The following is a 15,663-nucleotide window of genomic DNA, read 5'->3' as shown; positions in this document are numbered from 1 at the left end:
ACGGGCGGTTTGACAAGACCGCTGTGCCAATCACGCCGGATAAATATCGATTATTCGGTAAGCGTTCCCGGCGTGACCTGAATTCGGCCGCTGCGGCGTCGTTCGTCGGGGCGGTCGGTTCCGTCCTCGACTCGTCCGACCGAGACGGGACTGCCGCTCGTCAGGCCGAGCCTTCGGTTTCCATGCCGCCGAAGGGCATGGCGTCGCGAATGCGTGTGAGGACGCCGACGAAGGCGCGGGCGAAGCCATAAAAGCGCTCGCCGATCTCCTCGCGATCCGGATTGCGGATGGTGTCGCCGGCCTCGTTCAATATCGCGAACAGAATGTCCTCGCGCTGAGGGGTGGCGACGCGCACTGCGGCAATGCGGGATGCATCCTCGACAGAGCCATCCGACGGCATGTCGAACAGGAGCTCTCCGCCGACCACGGCGGCAGCCGAACGCACGCATTCGTCGAAAGCGATCCGTGTCGGATCCTGCATGTCCAGGGCCAGTTCGAACTCGACCGCGCCGAGAGCCTCGTTTCCAGACCCCGCGCCGATTGCCGTCTGTGCGTCCACCTGCATCGTATCGCTCCTAGTCCCTACTCGCGTGTGGGATCGAAACCTGACTCCGGCAAGCGGCCGAACTGTGGCGACGGTCAGGTCTCGCTCGCGGCGTCTGGACAAACGCCGGGCCGTTGCCGACATTGGCGTCGCGAACGGGAACCGTCTGGAACCCTCGACGCCAGGGAGGAATATTCATGCAGGGTTTGATGCAGCAATGGCCACTGCTTTGCTCGAAGGTGATCGATCACGCCGCGACCTATCATCCGCGCCGTGAAATCGTCACGCGCTCGGTCGAGGGGCCGATCCACCGCACCAATTACAGCGAGGTCCGGACGCGGTCCCTGCAACTCGCCCAGCGGCTGGAGCGCGACGGCATCAAGCTCGGCGATCGCGTTGCCACCCTGGCCTGGAATACCTGGCGCCACCTCGAATGCTGGTACGGCATCCTCGGCATCGGCGCGATCTATCACACGCTGAACCCGCGGCTGTTCCCGGATCAGATCGCCTGGATCATGAACGATGCCGAAGATCGCTTCATCTTCGTCGACCTGACCTTCATGCCCATCATCGAGGCGATCGCGCCGAAGGTTCCGAGCCTGGAAAAGATCATCGTTCTCACCGACGCCGCGCATATGCCGGAGACGAAACTGGCCAACGTGGTCTGCTACGAGGATTGGCTGGCCGAGGCGGACGGCGATTTCGTCTGGAAGGCGTTCGACGAAAACACCGCGGCCGGCATGTGCTACACGTCCGGCACCACCGGCAACCCCAAGGGCGTGCTCTATTCCCACCGCTCGAACGTTCTGCATTCGATGATGGCGCAACAGCCCGATGCGATGGGCCTGTCCTCGCGCGACAGGCTGCTGCCGATCGTGCCGCTGTTTCATGCCAATGGCTGGGGACTCGCCCTGACCTGCCCGATGGCTGGAACCGCGATGGTGATGCCGGGGGCCAAGATGGACGGCGCCTCGGTTTTCGAATTGCTGACCCAGGAAAAGGTCACCTTCAGCGCCGCCGTGCCGACGGTCTGGCTGATGCTGCTGCAGCACCTGGAGAAGGAGGGTGGTGAACTGCCCGACCTCGAACGGGTGGTGATCGGCGGCGCCGCCTGTCCGCGCGCCGTGACGCAGAAATTCCAGGACAATTACGGCGTCCAGGTCATCCATGCCTGGGGCATGACCGAGATGAGTCCGCTCGGCAGCCTGTGCACCATCAAGCCGGAATATGCCGATCTTGAGGGCGAGGCGCTGCTCGATCTCGAACAGAAGCAGGGCCACCCGCCCTTCGGCGTCGAAATGAAGGTGACCGACGACGCCAATGTCGAGCGGCCGTGGGACGGCAAGACCTTCGGCCGTCTCAAGGTGCGCGGCCCGGCGGTCGCCAGTAGCTACTACAAGAACACCGGCCCGGAAGTGTTCGACGACGACGGCTGGTTCGACACCGGCGACGTCGCCCATATGGACGAGCACGGCTACATGCAGATTACCGACCGCGCCAAGGACGTCATCAAGTCGGGCGGTGAGTGGATCTCGACGATCGATCTGGAAAATCTCGCCGTCGGCCATCCCGATGTCGCGGAAGCCGCCGTGATCGGTCTCGCCCATCCCAAATGGGACGAGCGGCCGCTGCTCGTCATCGTCCGCAAGGAGGGGCGGGAGCCTTCCAAGGAAGACATTCTCGGCTTTCTGGAGGGCAAGGTCGCCAAATGGTGGATGCCGGACGACGTCGCCTTCGTGTCGGAAATTCCCCATACGGCGACCGGCAAGATACAGAAGACGACACTCAGGGATCAGTTTCGTGACTATCGCCTGCCCACGGCCTGAGTTATGCGCGTACCGGCGGTTCAATGGCCGCCGGGGCCGACGCGACAGGGCCGTGGCTTTTAAGGATCGCCCATGAGTTCGATTTACGGACGGCTCCCGGTTTCGGGGCACTATCTGCGCAAGCGGCTGCGGCTGGCGGGCTTTGCCCGCAGGCTGGCGGCCTTCGCGTTGATGTTGTTGGTCACGTCGCTTGCCATCTTCAGGCTTGGGGCCATCGTGCCGCAGGCCTTGATCGGCCTTCTGCTCTTGACCGCCGGCGTTGCCGCGCTGGCGTTGCTGATCTCCCTGTATGGGCTCGTTCGGGTCTGGTTCCAGGGGGTCGCCGGCGGCGGCGCGGCGCTCGGGGCCTTTGTCCTGGCGAGCATCGTGCTCTCTCCTTTTGCCTATACGGCCTATCTCGCGGCCGTGAATCCGAGGACGAACGCCGCCTATACGGACGGCTTGGACCCCGACGGTCCCGCCGCGGTGATCGAGCCTCAAGCGCCTGCCGACGCGCCGGTTGTGGCCGCGCCCGAGGCGGCCCTGGCGGAGCCGAGCGTTGTTCCGGGGCGGCGTTTCGTCGCCACCGCGCCACGGGTTTATGCCGCCGCGCGTGTGGTGCTGGATGATCTGGGCTGGCAGGTCGGCGGTGTTGTCGCCGAAGGTCCGGCCAGTGCCGTCGTCGCGGCGCCGGAACTGGCCGGTGGTGACCTCGGCGTTAGCGGAGCTGGCGACATCCCGATCCCAACGGCGCGGGCCGGAATCGATGCCGAGGCCGCTCCCGATCCGCTCGACCGGCCCGATAGCGAACAATACCGGATCAGCGCCATCGCCCGCGATCTTCTCTTCGCCCTGCCGAGCGATATCAGCATCCGCATCGTCCAGGACGGCGACGAGAGTTTCGTCGATCTGCAATCGGTCTCACGCTCGATCGATGTCGACTTCGGCCAGAATCGTCGCTTTATCGAGCGCTTCCTCGAAGATCTCGACACGGCGATGGCCGGACTGGAGACGGTCGACACGGGAGGCTGATCTCGTTTCCCGGGGCGGCCTGTGGCAGTCAAGCGGGCGCGAAGTGGGTATCGAGCGTCGGCGGCCCGTCGGCCGCCACCAGGCCGCGCTCGGCCAAGTCTTCCAGATGGGCCAGCACCGACAAACCCGCGGCGCCGTGCAGCTTCGGATCGGTGCCGCGATAGATCGCCGCGACGACCGCCGGGATCGTCCGGTCACCGGCGCGAAGACGCGTCAGGATCGCATTCTCGCGCATCCGGCGATGGCCGATGAGCGCCCGCACGAAGGCCTTCGGCCGTCCGACCGCGCCACCATGGCCGGGCAGATAGCGTGAATCGTCGCGAGCGAGCAGGCGATCGAGCGAATTCATGTAGTCCCGCATGGCGCCATCCGGTGGCGCGACGATCGTCGTCGACCAGGCCATGACGTGATCGCCCGACAGCACCGTTCCGTCCGTGCCGATCGCGAAGGCCAGATGGTTGGCGCAGTGGCCGGGGGTGGCGATTACCGTGACGCTCGTGCCGCCGAGGACCAGCGTCTCGTCGTCCGGAAGCGTGCGGTCGAAGACGAGGGACGCATCGCCAGCGGCCTCGATCAGCGCTTCCTCGCCGGCCAGCAGCGGGCGCATCGGGCGATGCGGCCCGCCGCCGAGAAGCGGAGCGCCGATAATGTCCTTCAGCCGGTCGACCAGGCCGGTGTGGTCGCGATGGGTATGGGTCAACAGGATTGCATCGACCGGACGGCCGTCGATCGCGACGAGCAGCGCGTCCAGATGCGCCGGGTCGTCGGGGCCCGGATCGACGACGAAGCAACGATCGTCGCCCACGACATAGCTGTTGGTGCCATGAAAGGTGAACGGGCTCGGATTGCGCGCGGTGACCCGCCAGACGGAGTCGCCGAGGGGGACGGCCTTTCCGTAGGCGGGGTCGAAGGCGGTATCGAAGCTGGTCACTGGCCTGCTCAACCTTTGCCGCCCGCGGCGCGCGGCTTCGGCGACGCGGATCGCGCCGAGGCGAGTTCGAACATGTCGGTGGTCAGGCGCTGGGTCTTGGCGTCGGTCCGGTCCTCGTGCGGAGAATCATAAGCGACGAGAAGTTTCGCCACGCCGTCGATCTCGATCGGCGCGATTCCCTCGGCATGGTCGGAGCCGCGGATCGCCGGCAGGTTGAGCACGCGCGCCAAGGCGTCGTCCTCGTAGATGTTCCGCTCGGGATCGTAGTCCTCGATGGCGAAGACCGACTGCAGGGCTTCCAGATCGGTCGTGGCGCCGGACAGAATCAACAGCCGGCCGTCCTGCCAATGCATGTCGCGAATGCCCTGGCCGTCGAGATTGATCGCCTGCAGCCTGTAGCGTTTGCCGCCATCGAGTTTTCGCGGCTTCAGGAACCCGTTCTTGGCGTCCTTCATCTCCATGCGAACGATCATCGCATAGCCGCCGACGACCGGGCCGCGCAGCCCCAGAAGGACCGTGTTTCCCGTGACGGCGAGCCCCTCGATGTCGAAGCCGTTTTCCTTGCAGGGATGATCCATGAACGGGCCGATCAACTTATCCTTGGCCAACATCTTGCGGATCGGCGTTTTCCGGGATTTCCTCATGGGGACCATCCGGGCCGCGCGCGCCGGCGCGCCGTCGAGCGGTTCGATCGCCGCCACGAGATCGAAAACGCCGTCACCCCGATCGAGCAGCGGCACCTTGCCGAGAAACCCGCGATTGGCGTCCCAGTCGATGTCCTCCATGTCCTTGAGCCCGTCATCCTCCGGCTTGTCGCGTTTCAGGGAGTGCGAGCCACAGATCCAGAGATAGCCATCGGCGACCGCCAGACCCTCGATATCCATCTCGCCGCCGGGTCCCTCCGGCAGGTCAAAGGTCTCGCCGAGCACGAAATGTGTGTGCTCGCCAGCCTTGCCGGTCTTCGGATCGAAGCTCACGCGCTCGATGGTCGAGGTCTCGTCGCAAGTGCAGAAGATCGAGCGGCCGGTGACGGCGAGCGCCGATACATCCTGCCAGATCGGATCATCGACATGGGCCAGCCGGTCCTGATGGGTGAAGAACAGATCGACCCTGGCCGCCGGCCCGCGATCGAGCAGCAGGTCTGCCTTCTTTTCCGCGCCCGCCCGTTTCGAGAGTTGGGTCTGCTTGCCCTTGGCCATGGTGTGTCATCCTGCCGCTGTTTTCCGGGCGGTACATCGGGCAGGCTGCGGATGATGCAAGTTGCCCGGCGGCGATCAGCGAAAAACATGATTGATTTGCCGCGCGGTCGGTCGTTGCATGACGGCCGGCCAGAGGCTATAGCACGCCACCGGACGCGAGCTTTGGGGCGTCGCCAAGTGGTAAGGCAGCGGCTTTTGATGCCGCCATTCGCAGGTTCGAACCCTGCCGCCCCAGCCAGCCAGTCTCTGGCATTTCCGCGACATGCGAGTGCTCCCCAGGAACCTCCGTGGTTTCCGGAGGTTAGCGGCTAGCCCGCCGCCGGTGCCGCTCTCTCCAAAGCCAATTCGGCCGAAATTCGCGCGATGGTCGCCTCGCATTCTCCGTCGGTTAGATTCCCGACATGCTCGCGGGATGATGCGAAACACCAGGAGCAAGTCCGCGGGCTGGCATAATGCCAGGTGAACGAGCAATGCCCCGGCGGAAGCCAAGGATATCATCTGGATTGCCGGATGATGAGTCAGTCAAGCAGGATGGCGCGCTGCTCGTTCCAGCCCGGAGGCAGGGGACGCGCGGCCTTCAATCGCTCGGGCGTCAGCGTGATGGGCTGTCGGCCGGTAAGGATCATCTCCGTGATATCCGGGGCGAGGAAGGCAAGCGACAGGTTGCGGCTGACATGGGAGACCTGATGCCGATCCCGTCTGGCAATCGCGGCGATGGTGGCTGCCCGGCCGCAGCGCAGGTCTTCGAACCACCGATGGCCATCGCGTACGAGTTGCACGAGATCGGCATGGGGTAATCTCGTCTTGCTGCTGACCTCCCCGAGGATGAGCCGGACCTGCTTGCCACATCGCTGCAGTCGAATGGCGACGGCGATCTCGATCGGCTCCTCAACGTCGGCGATGTTCGCGATCCAGTCAGGCTCTGCGATCTCCAGCGCCTCACCCAGCGCCATTCGGTTGATGGCGAGGGTCACGCTGTCCTCGGCCACCCCGATCCGCTCGATGATCTGCAGGATCGCCTTGAGCTGCAGTTCTTGCTCGGCCGGCTCCCCCATCGATTGGTACAACCGCTGTGCGGAGCTGATGATCCTGGTCAGCTGGGAGAGCTCGGCACCTCGTGCGATTCCGGCCAGCCATTGCGGATCGGTGAGGTGATCGGCGATAGTGGTGACGACCAGTCGTTCGACGTCCGGCGCCGGCACGCGCATGCCTTTGCCGTCGGCGGTGCCGCGAACGAGCGGCGCGGATGTGTAGTAGCGGTAGCGCCGCCCGGACTTGATCGCGTAGGTCGGGCTCATCCTGTTGCCGTCAGAATCAAAAAGCAGGCCCGCCAAGGGTGCCGAGGCGGCGCGGGATTTCGATCCCCGCGGCCGGTGGCTCTGGTCCGCCAAGCGGGCCTGCACATCACTCCAGAACTTGTCGGGGATGATAGCCTTGTGCTCGCCCTGATGAACCTCTCCGCGATGTTCGATTTCGCCGCGGTATAGGCGGTTGCGCAGGATCTGGTAGAGCGCGCCGCGGCTGAGGCTCACGCCACCCATCTCCTTGCCGTCGCGGAAGCGGCGGCGTTTGGAAACGATACCTTCGGCATCGAGCGATCGCTTCAAGATGGCGATGGAACCGACCTCCAGGTAACGGCGGAAGATTTCGCGCACCGTCTCAGCCTCGGGCTCGTTGATGACAAGCTTGCGGTCAACACCGTCATAGCCGAGCGGCGGGAGGCCGCCCATCCACATGCCCCGCCGCTTCGACAGGGCGATCTTGTCCCTGATGCGCTCCCCCGCCACCTCGCGCTCGAACTGGGCGAAGGAGAGGAGGACGTTGAGTGTCAGCCGCCCCATCGAGGTCGAGGTGTTGAAGGCCTGGGTGACGGAAACGAACGAGGTGCCGTGGGCTTCGAACAGCTCCGTGAGTTTGGCGAAGTCGGCGAGCGAGCGGGTCAGCCGGTCAACCTTGTAAACGACCACGATGTCGATGAGCCCGCTACGCACATCCCCAAGAAGCCGCTTGAGGGCAGGGCGCTCCATCGAACCGCCGGAGAGGCCGCCATCGTCATATGCCTCCGGCAATAGCCTCCACCCTTCATGGATCTGGCTGGCGATGAAGGCTTCGCAGGCGTCCCGCTGGGCGTGGAGCGAGTTAAAACTCTGCTCCAGACCTTCTTCGCTCGACTTGCGCGTATAGACGGCGCAGCGCAGCTTGTGGCGCCGTCCTTCCGGCAGTGCCGTGTTACGCCGGGCCATGGTTGCTCTCCCGCGTGAGACCGAAGAAGGCAGGTCCGGACCATCTTGTGCCGGTAATCTCCCTGGCAATGGCGCTGAGCGACCTGTAGGTGCAGCCACGATAAAGGTAGCCGCCGCTTCCGTTGGCGACGACCTCGACCGTCCGCCCCTGCCACTCTCGAATGAAGCGCGTGCCCGCCTTCACACTGCGATCTATACGAATGCGTTCTGTCGTCGTCGATCCCCGGCCATTCGTGATCGTGGCGCGGCTGACCGAGGAGAGGCCGCCGAAGGCGATCTCCTGCAGTCGGTAGGCGACCGCCTGGATGAGAAGCTCTCGGCTCATGCGGTCCGGTGCCTCGGAGCCGTAGAGTCCGAGCCATCGGCTGCGCAACGAGGCGAGGTCGAGATCGGCGAGGCCGCCGATCTCTTCGAGAAGGGTGCAATCTCTCACCGCCGCCGCCCCCCTCAGGATGCGATCCTGTACCGGCGAATGCCATCGGTCTTGTCGCTGGCGATGGTCAGCCCGTGCTTCTTCTTGAGCGTGCCGGAGAGGAAACCGCGCACCGAGTGCTCCTGCCAGCCGCTCGCCGCCATCAAGTCTGCAAGTGTCGCGCCCGCCTCCCGTCGGAGCAGATCGACGATGGCAGCGCCCTTCGTATCGGCGCGAAACACTACATCGGGGCATCCGCTGTTGCTCGTATCGAGGTCCCTGCTCACCTGCGAGCTGGTCTTCGGGGCGGCAGAGGTGGTGACCGGCTCTCCCGCCGATCCATCATCCGCCTGCTCGATCGCCCCGGACACCCCGATGGCGGCGAGTCCTGCCGGCGTGATCGTGAGGGTGAGGCGTTCGCCATTCTCCGCGCGCGCCCACTCCTGATCTTCGGTGCCGGCAATCTCTTCCTGGATAAGCTGTCGCCGGAGCAGCGACTTCAGCGCTCGCGTGCCGGTGCCGCCCTTCTTGCCGACGCCGTCAGGCAGTGGCAGGACGTGGCCTTCAGGGTGCTGCGCAGCATGGCTCAGGATGACGAGGTGGGTGTCGGTCAGCTTAGTGGTGGTCGTCATGGGTTTCTCCCATTCGGTGCGCCGGCCCAATGCCTGCGCTGCTACCACCTGAAGCCCGAGGTGCTCCCGGGCTCGGACCATGCATGCTTCCCCTCTCGCGGAAGTCCAGTCGAATTGGGGCCTGTCTGCTCTTTCTGCGCCGTCTTCGGGACTGCGGGTTCGAATCCCTCTCTCTCCGCCACTTCAGTCCCTGAGTGGGCACTGAATTTACGCCATTTTTTCCGATCAGCGCCTGTAGCAGGCGGGACTTCGATCCCATGATCCGAACCTCGCCCTCGGCGACCTCGACACGCTGGGCAAGCGCGCGCAGGTGGTCGCGGCGGTAGCCGCCGCCGTCGAGCCGGATGCGCTGGCGGGCGGTTTTGGCGAAAGCGCGGACCATCTGCGGGGTGACGGCTTTGCTGCCGGAGTTGTAGAGCATGGCCTGCGCTCGCTCTGCGTCGGCCTTGGCCTGATCCCGGATGGCCTTGAGCCCGTAGATGCGGTCCTTGAGCGCGGGATCGTCGATATCGGCCACGCCCGCCTCTATGGCGTCGTAGAGACGCTTGAGCCGCAGTTCCGATTCGGCGGCCCGCTTGTTCAGTTCGGCGATATGGTCGCGGCGGCGCTCGGATTGCTCCTGCCGCCGGTCGAGCACGCTTGCGAGGATGGTTTCCAGCCGCTCGGGCTGAAGAAGCTGGCTCTCAAGGTGATCGGCGACCAGATCGTCCAGCTTCTCCATCGGCACGGCCATGCCCTCGCAGGCGGTTGGTCCCTGCCGCGCCTTCATCGAGCAGGCGTAATAGCGGTAGCGCCCGCCCTTGCCGGTGCGGATCGTCATGGCCCCACCGCATTTGGCGCAATGGATCAGGCCGGTGAGCATGGTCGGCCCGCTGATGACGCGGGCGGGCATGACCTTGGGATTGCGCGCCCTGAGCCGCGCCTGGACCGCGTCGAAGGTCTCCCGGTCGATGATCGGCGGGACCGGAACCGTCACGATCTCGCTGGCGGGCTTCAGTTCCTTGGACTTGCTACGCTTGTTGAACTCATGCTCGCCCATATAGGTGCGGCGCGTCAGAATGCGGTGGACCTGCCCGATACCCCAGCGTCCGCCGTCGCGGGTGAAGATGCGGCGGCCGTTGAGGTAGGAGACGATGTTCTTGACTCCCATCTGGCCGGTGGTGCCGTCCCCTTCCAGCGCAAGGCGATAGATCAGCCGCACCGTGTCGGCGTGTAGCGGGTCGATCTCCAGCTTCTTCTTGGTCTTGGCCCCACGCTGCTCGGCTGCGACGACACGGTAGCCGATAGGCGGCAGCGAGCCGTTCCAGAAGCCCTGCCGGGCATTCTCCTTCAAGGCCCGCATGACATGCTTGGCGTTCTCCTTGGACTGATACTCGTCGAACAGCGCCATGATCTGGCGCATCATGACGTGCATCGGATCGTCGCCCATCTCTTGCGTGATGGAGATGAGCTTGATGCCGTTCTTGGCGAGCTTGCGGACATAGAACTCAAGCTCGAAGTGATCGCGGAAAAAGCGGCTGAACGAATGGACCACGACGATATCGAAGGGCGCGGGCTTGGACGTGCCCGCCTCGATCATGCGCTGGAACTCCGGGCGGCGGTCGTTGGTGGCGGACGCGCCGGGCTCCACGAAGGTCTCGACAAGCTGGTAGCCGCGCGAAGCGCAGTAAGCTTCGCCCTGCCGCTTCTGGTCCGGGATGGACACGTCATGCTCGGCCTGCCGCGCCGTCGAAACGCGGAGATAGAGGGCGGCGCGCTGGGGGATCGTGGAAGAGGTGACGGGCATGTCCGGTCTCCTTCTCAAACAAGTGTCGGGACCGAACAATCCGGTCGTATGAGGCTCAGGCGGCGCGCTTCAATGGGCGGGCGCGTTCGATACGCTCGCGCTCCCTTGGCGTGTTCATGACTTCCCAGAGATCGTTGCGCCGCTGCACGTTAAGCCAGAAGTCGGGACTGTTGCCGAACACGCGCGCGAGGATAAGCGCGGTCGCGGCGGTCACATTCCTGCGGTTGCCGCACAACTCGTTGACGTGCTTGCGCTGAACGCCCATCGCCTCGGCGAGCGCACCCTGGGTCAGGCCCATCGGCTGCATGAACTCTTCGGTCAGGATTTCACCGACAGTGGCCGGCTTGCGCTTCGTGGTTAGCATGGTCGGCCTCGCTCTCATCGGTAACTGTGATCGTCCAGATAAATCCCGTCCGCCTCCCCGCGCTTGCCATCCCAGCGAAAGATCAGCCGCCATTGCTGGTTGACGCGGATTGAATGGAACCCCGCCAGATTACCGCGCAACTTCTCGAAGTGATTGCTGGGCGGAACGCGCAGGTCCTGATCGGTTACGGCGTCGTCAATCATCTGGAGCTTGCGGAACAACCGGGCTTCAAGATCGGACGGGATATTGCGCGAGCTGACATCATCCACAAAAAAGGCCCGCAACCAGTCATCCCGAAAGCCGACGATCATTCGCTTACCCCAAATTTGAGCCTATGTACCACACTATAACTCATATTGCAATACTTCCTGTTGATCCTCCATCGCTCGGGGTCGGGATCAGCCGCCCGGACCGAAGAGTTCGTCGAAGAGATCACCGAACCATTGCTCGAACACTTCGACCTCGGCCTGTGTGACCGGAACGGGATGGGGCCAGTCGTCGGTGACGGTCCATATGGACAGGTCATGTTTGGGCGGTCGGCCCATGGGCACATGGTATCCGAGCAGGTTTTCAAGCTGCTCCGATACGGTCGGCGGCCTGACGCGCCGGGAACGAGACGCTGCCCCTGCGCCGTCGTCCGCGCGATCAGAGGTCATCGAAGTCGAACTTGCTGCTGGGCCGCCATAACGCGGGGCTGGCGACCCAACGGTCGATGTCGGATTCATGCCAACCAGCACCGTTGATGCTGATCCTCATCTGGGCGGGGAACGTGCCCTCGGCGATCTTGCGGTAGATAGTGGAGCGAGACAGGCCCGTCCGGGCGAGGACGGTATTCAGGCGGACGATACGGTCTGGTGCGGGCATGGATGCGATGCCTCCGGCTGGCGGTTTCTGACGGCTCTTTGTCCAGTCAGGACAGGCCCTTGCCGGGGCGCAAGAGGGTTCGGGTAACCGTCGCGGCGCCGGATGGAAACGGCGGCACATAGGACGGTTCTCATATCCCGATCCCCCTTCCTCTCCCGAGGTCGAGACCGTGAGAGAGGGCGAGGGCCGCGCCGAGTCGGCGGCCAGCCTCCATGTCGATGCCTAGCGCGGCCTTGCGGTTGGCGAGCAGGGATTCCATCTGCGGATCGCGTTCGAGGCTCTTGGCCATGTCGCCCATTGCCGACCGGGTGGCTTTGTAGCCCGCCATGTCGCCCGCCTGGTATTGATGCTGGCTGGCGCGGTCCAGCTTCTGCCAGCGCTCGACAAAGCGGTCGGCGCGGCGGCTGGGATCGGTGCGGATTTCGGTTTCCAGCTGGAGCGCCCGGATGGCGCGGTTGACCCTGCCTGCACCTGCCTCTCGGGCGAGGCCGGGCTCTTTCACGTAAGCTGCTTCCGCATCCCGCCAGCCATGAGGCCGCACGCCCTCGAAAGCCTTGCGAGCGTCGGAAAGTTTCCGCATCTGGTCCGGGCTTCGCTTGCCGCCCGCATCTTCGGCGCTGAAGATCGCGTCCACCGCGCGGGCATGACGGATGAGCGCATCGGTGCGGGCCTTGCGCAGTGCCGCCTCCGGGGCCGCCGCCACGGCTCTTTCCGGCGCATCCGTCGTTCGCCGGACCTTTGCCGCAGCGCTTTCCCGTACCGGCCCCTGCGCTTCGCCAGCGCCCGGCGTCGGCGCTGCCCGTTCCGGCCCCTGTCCGCCATCGGCGGGCAGTCGCAACCCGTCGAACATGCCGCGCACCTTTTCCGGCACGACCTTACGCACGATCTCGGCAACCCGGGCGCGGAAGGTGATGCCGCGCCGTTCGGCGTAATCCCGCGCCGGGTCGATCTGCTGGTAGTCGGATGCCATGTCCTTGGCCCGGTCGCGCGACAGGGTGCGAGCGAGCCGGTCCTGACCGGCGAAGTCGTCGTGGCCATAATGCAGGTCCATGCCGTCGCGATGCCGGGACAGCGCGACATAGCTGCCGTGGGCGTCCATCCCCGGCGTGGCCAGCACATGCGTCCGATCCACCGTCATGCCCTGCGCCTTGTGGATTGTCGCCGCATAGCCGTGGTCGATGCGGTCGTAATCTTTGAGGTCGAACGAGACGAAGCGGCCATCGTCGGTGCGCACGATCATGTTCCTGGGGCTGACCTCTTCGATGGTGCCGAGCGTGCCGTTCTTCACGCCAAGCCCGCGCTCGTTCTGCAGGAACATGACGCGGTCTCCACTGGCGAAGCTGCGCGGGCCACGTTCGACGGCGACGCGCACGTCCTCACCCAGATCGCCCGCGTCCCGCATTCGCTCCCGCGCACCTTCATTGAGGGCGCGCACCTCGGCATTGGTATGGGTGAGGATGATCCGGCTGCGATCCGGTTCGGCCTGCCGGTCGCGGTCCCAGCGGTCGATCAGATCATCGCGCGCCTGTTCCCGCGTTTGGGCTTCATGCACCATGCCATGACTGTCATAGGCATGGATCGCATTGCCGGTTCTGCCGGTTGCCAGATCGCGCGTGGCGTCGCGCTGCCAGTCCTCGCGCTGGCGACGCACCTCGCCGATCTCCGCGCCACCGTGGCGCTCATGGATCGAGCGAAAGGCCGCGCCCGCTTCGATGGACTGTAGCTGCTGCGGATCGCCGACCAGTACGACCTTCGCGCCGGCGTCGGCGGCATGGGACAGCACGCGCTCCATCTGGCGCGTGCCGACCATGCCGGCCTCATCGATCACCAGCACGTCACCGCTGGTGAGCAGATCGCGGCCGTTCCGCCAGCCATGTTCCATGCTGGCGATGGTGCGCGATGCTATGCCCGATCCGCTTTCGAGATTCTCAGCGGCGATGCCGGACAGAGCGATGCCGCGAACGTCATAGCCCGATGCCTCCCAGGCTTCCCGCGCGACGCCCAGCATCGCGCTCTTTCCCGTTCCGGCATGGCCGACCACGATGCCGAGATCGCGCCCGTCGGTGACATGCGCCAGCGCATCGGCCTGTTCGTCGGAGAGGACAAGGCCGCGCTGTTCGGCATGCGCCAGTGCGGCCACTGTGTACCTGTCATCGACCTCGTGGCGTTCGGCCCCGGCCATGAGTTGAGTGGCGCGGTGCAGGCGCTGTTCGGCTTGGATCATGTCGCGGGTGGTGAACCGGTCCTCGCCGCGTCGGTCCCGTCCCAGTTCGACCAGATCGGGCGCGTTTCCTATGGCATGTGTCACCGCATTGAACTGGTCGATGCCGTCGCTGTGCCGATGCGCGAACCGCGCCATTCCGCGCCGCGTGAAGGTCGATTGCTGATGCGTGATCGCATCCAATGCGAGGGACGGATCGGCGATGATGCGTTGGCCATTGTCGCGGGCGATCTGCCGGTGCATCTCGGCCCGATCCGCAACGGTGGCGGCCGCCTCGATCCCTTCGCCTTTGACACGACGTGTCTCGATGCCGTCGTCCTCGACACAACGTGTCTCGACACGATGTGTCTCGATCCGCTGCGCGGGTGCGCCGATCTGGCTTTGCGGCTCAAGCCCGATGCCCTGCGCTTCAAGGCTGCGATGATCGATCCGCGCGTCGATGTCGAGTTCGGCCAGCCGCTCGTTGACATGCCCGGCCCAACGCTCCCGCCACCGCTCGACCATCCCGGTGCGGTTCCAGTCGCGGACCTTCCGGCCAAAGCCGTTCTCGTCCCCATTTACCTCAATCTGGCGCATGGTGAGCATGACATGGGCATGGGGTTTTGGCGTGCCGTCCTCGCCGATATCCCAATGCACATTGAGGTCGGCGATCATGCCCTGGTCGACGAATTCCGATTGCGCGAAGTCGCGGGCGAGTTCGATGCCCTGAGCCTTGCTCATCTCGCGCGGAAGGGCGAACTCCACCTCACGGGCAAGCTGGGCGTCTTTGCGGACCTCAAAGGCTTCGACGTCGTTCCACAGTCGTTCGCGGTCGCTCCATGCCTCAGGCGCGTTCTCCGGCAGCAGCACCTCGGAATGGACGACGCCCCGCTTGGCGGAAAAGTCCTGAACGCGGTCAATCCGCTCGTCGCGCATCCGCGAGGCGGAACGGTAAGCGGCGGAGGCCACCGCGCTGCTCCCGGCCTTGCGGCCAATGACCTTGACGTGAAGATGATAGATCGCCATCGCGATCAAGCATTGGCACGGTCAAGCGCACGTCGGAACGACGTATAAGCGCGCCCTCCCTCGAAAAAATCTCGGGTTGGACCGGCGCGTGCCAGACCGTCCCGACAACCTTACAGCATTGCGGCAGGCGCTCAACTAACATCGCTGCATCAACAGCTTCTGGAGGATGCCATGCGCAAGCCACGGGACTATGACGCGGAACTGAAAGCTCTCGAAGACAAGGCTAAAGACCTGAAGATCCGCAAGATGCAGCAGCTTGGCGAATTGGTGATCGCCACCGGCGCCGATGCGTTCAGCCCCGAGGAACTGGCGGGCGCGCTGATCGTGCTGGCCGAAACAACCGATGCCGGGAGGAGGGAGTCCTGGGCCAAGCGCGGGGCCGCGTTCTTTCGCAGCAAATCGCGGCGATCTGCAAAAGCGACTGACCGCGACATTGGCGGCGCTCCGGCGCAATCGGGCAGCACGCAACCGGCATCAGGCGGCGCGGGCGCGGCATGACATGCGCACTTGGCAGGTCGAACGCCGCAAACGCACGCGGCATCTGATTGAACTCGGCGGTCTCGTCGTCAAGTCCGGCATTGCGGACCTGACCGGCGATGATCGCGCCATGATCTACGGCGCGATG

Annotated in this window: 16 protein-coding genes and 1 tRNA gene; 5 read left to right on the top strand and 12 right to left on the bottom strand. The window is 64.9% G+C overall.

What is annotated here, in order from left to right; all coding sequences use genetic code 11:
* Positions 1 to 160: 160 nt before the first annotated feature.
* A complete protein-coding gene (locus tag VSX60_RS01200; protein ID WP_206455406.1) occupies positions 161 to 565 on the bottom strand; it encodes a hypothetical protein in 405 nt (134 codons plus the stop codon).
* 176 nt (positions 566 to 741) lie between these two features.
* Here VSX60_RS01200 and VSX60_RS01195 point away from each other — a divergent pair, with 176 nt between their 5' ends.
* Both VSX60_RS01195 and VSX60_RS01190 read left to right on the top strand, forming a co-directional pair.
* Positions 742 to 2,370, top strand: a complete 1,629-nt coding sequence (locus tag VSX60_RS01195; protein WP_327622295.1) for a fatty-acid--CoA ligase — start codon at positions 742 to 744, stop codon at positions 2,368 to 2,370.
* A gap of 72 nt (positions 2,371 to 2,442) precedes the next feature.
* Complete coding sequence (locus tag VSX60_RS01190; RefSeq protein WP_327622294.1) at positions 2,443 to 3,381, top strand: DUF1499 domain-containing protein; 939 nt, start codon at positions 2,443 to 2,445, stop codon at positions 3,379 to 3,381.
* Between the two features lie 28 nt (positions 3,382 to 3,409).
* Here VSX60_RS01190 and VSX60_RS01185 read toward each other — a convergent pair whose 3' ends face one another.
* Complete coding sequence (locus tag VSX60_RS01185) at positions 3,410 to 4,312, bottom strand: MBL fold metallo-hydrolase (RefSeq protein ID WP_327622293.1); 903 nt, start codon at positions 4,310 to 4,312, stop codon at positions 3,410 to 3,412.
* An 8-nt stretch (positions 4,313 to 4,320) separates the two neighbouring features.
* Complete coding sequence (locus tag VSX60_RS01180) at positions 4,321 to 5,511, bottom strand: DUF3616 domain-containing protein (RefSeq protein WP_327622292.1); 1,191 nt, start codon at positions 5,509 to 5,511, stop codon at positions 4,321 to 4,323.
* Between the two features lie 163 nt (positions 5,512 to 5,674).
* Here VSX60_RS01180 and VSX60_RS01175 point away from each other — a divergent pair.
* Positions 5,675 to 5,749 (top strand) — tRNA-Gln (locus VSX60_RS01175).
* A gap of 280 nt (positions 5,750 to 6,029) precedes the next feature.
* On the opposite strand, the gene VSX60_RS01170 is transcribed toward VSX60_RS01175, so the two are convergent.
* The 9 genes from VSX60_RS01170 to traA all read right to left on the bottom strand — a co-directional run bounded on the left by VSX60_RS01170 (position 6,030) and on the right by traA (position 15,038).
* Positions 6,030 to 7,754, bottom strand: coding sequence for a recombinase family protein (locus VSX60_RS01170; RefSeq protein ID WP_327622291.1), 1,725 nt, complete (start codon positions 7,752 to 7,754; stop codon positions 6,030 to 6,032).
* The gene (locus tag VSX60_RS01165) at positions 7,741 to 8,187 is read right to left on the bottom strand and encodes a DUF2924 domain-containing protein (protein ID WP_327622290.1); all 447 of its coding nucleotides are present in this window, start codon (positions 8,185 to 8,187) and stop codon (positions 7,741 to 7,743) included. Before VSX60_RS01165 ends, VSX60_RS01170 begins: the two co-directional genes overlap by 14 nt.
* 14 nt (positions 8,188 to 8,201) lie before the next feature.
* Positions 8,202 to 8,798, bottom strand: a complete 597-nt coding sequence (locus VSX60_RS01160) for a DUF3489 domain-containing protein (RefSeq protein WP_327622288.1) — start codon at positions 8,796 to 8,798, stop codon at positions 8,202 to 8,204.
* Positions 8,782 to 10,584, bottom strand: a complete 1,803-nt coding sequence (locus VSX60_RS01155; protein ID WP_327622287.1) for a recombinase family protein — start codon at positions 10,582 to 10,584, stop codon at positions 8,782 to 8,784. The genes VSX60_RS01160 and VSX60_RS01155 overlap by 17 nt, the downstream gene beginning before the upstream one ends.
* A gap of 55 nt (positions 10,585 to 10,639) precedes the next feature.
* Positions 10,640 to 10,948 carry a HigA family addiction module antitoxin gene (locus VSX60_RS01150; protein ID WP_327622286.1) on the bottom strand — a complete coding sequence of 103 codons (309 nt, stop codon included), beginning with the start codon at positions 10,946 to 10,948 and terminating at the stop codon, positions 10,640 to 10,642.
* 14 nt (positions 10,949 to 10,962) lie between these two features.
* Positions 10,963 to 11,259, bottom strand: a complete 297-nt coding sequence (locus VSX60_RS01145; RefSeq protein WP_327622285.1) for a type II toxin-antitoxin system RelE/ParE family toxin — start codon at positions 11,257 to 11,259, stop codon at positions 10,963 to 10,965.
* An 87-nt stretch (positions 11,260 to 11,346) separates the two neighbouring features.
* Positions 11,347 to 11,493, bottom strand: a complete 147-nt coding sequence (locus VSX60_RS01140) for a hypothetical protein (protein ID WP_327622284.1) — start codon at positions 11,491 to 11,493, stop codon at positions 11,347 to 11,349.
* A gap of 100 nt (positions 11,494 to 11,593) precedes the next feature.
* Complete coding sequence (locus VSX60_RS01135; protein WP_327622283.1) at positions 11,594 to 11,812, bottom strand: helix-turn-helix transcriptional regulator; 219 nt, start codon at positions 11,810 to 11,812, stop codon at positions 11,594 to 11,596.
* A gap of 130 nt (positions 11,813 to 11,942) precedes the next feature.
* On the bottom strand, positions 11,943 to 15,038 hold the full coding sequence (gene traA, locus VSX60_RS01130) for a Ti-type conjugative transfer relaxase TraA (protein WP_327622282.1): 3,096 nt from the start codon (positions 15,036 to 15,038) through the stop codon (positions 11,943 to 11,945).
* 171 nt (positions 15,039 to 15,209) lie between these two features.
* On the opposite strand from traA, the gene VSX60_RS01125 reads away from it, so the two are divergent.
* Positions 15,210 to 15,536, top strand: coding sequence for a conjugal transfer protein TraD (locus VSX60_RS01125; RefSeq protein WP_327622281.1), 327 nt, complete (start codon positions 15,210 to 15,212; stop codon positions 15,534 to 15,536).
* Between the two features lies 1 nt (position 15,537).
* On the top strand, positions 15,538 to 15,663 hold a 126-nt coding region (locus tag VSX60_RS01120; RefSeq protein WP_327622475.1), incomplete at its 3' end, for a conjugal transfer protein TraD.

It is taken from the genome of Aurantimonas sp. A3-2-R12, from assembly GCF_036016755.1.
Taxonomy (GTDB): domain Bacteria; phylum Pseudomonadota; class Alphaproteobacteria; order Rhizobiales; family Rhizobiaceae; genus Aurantimonas; species Aurantimonas coralicida_A.
This window is presented reverse-complemented; position numbering and strand designations above follow the sequence as displayed.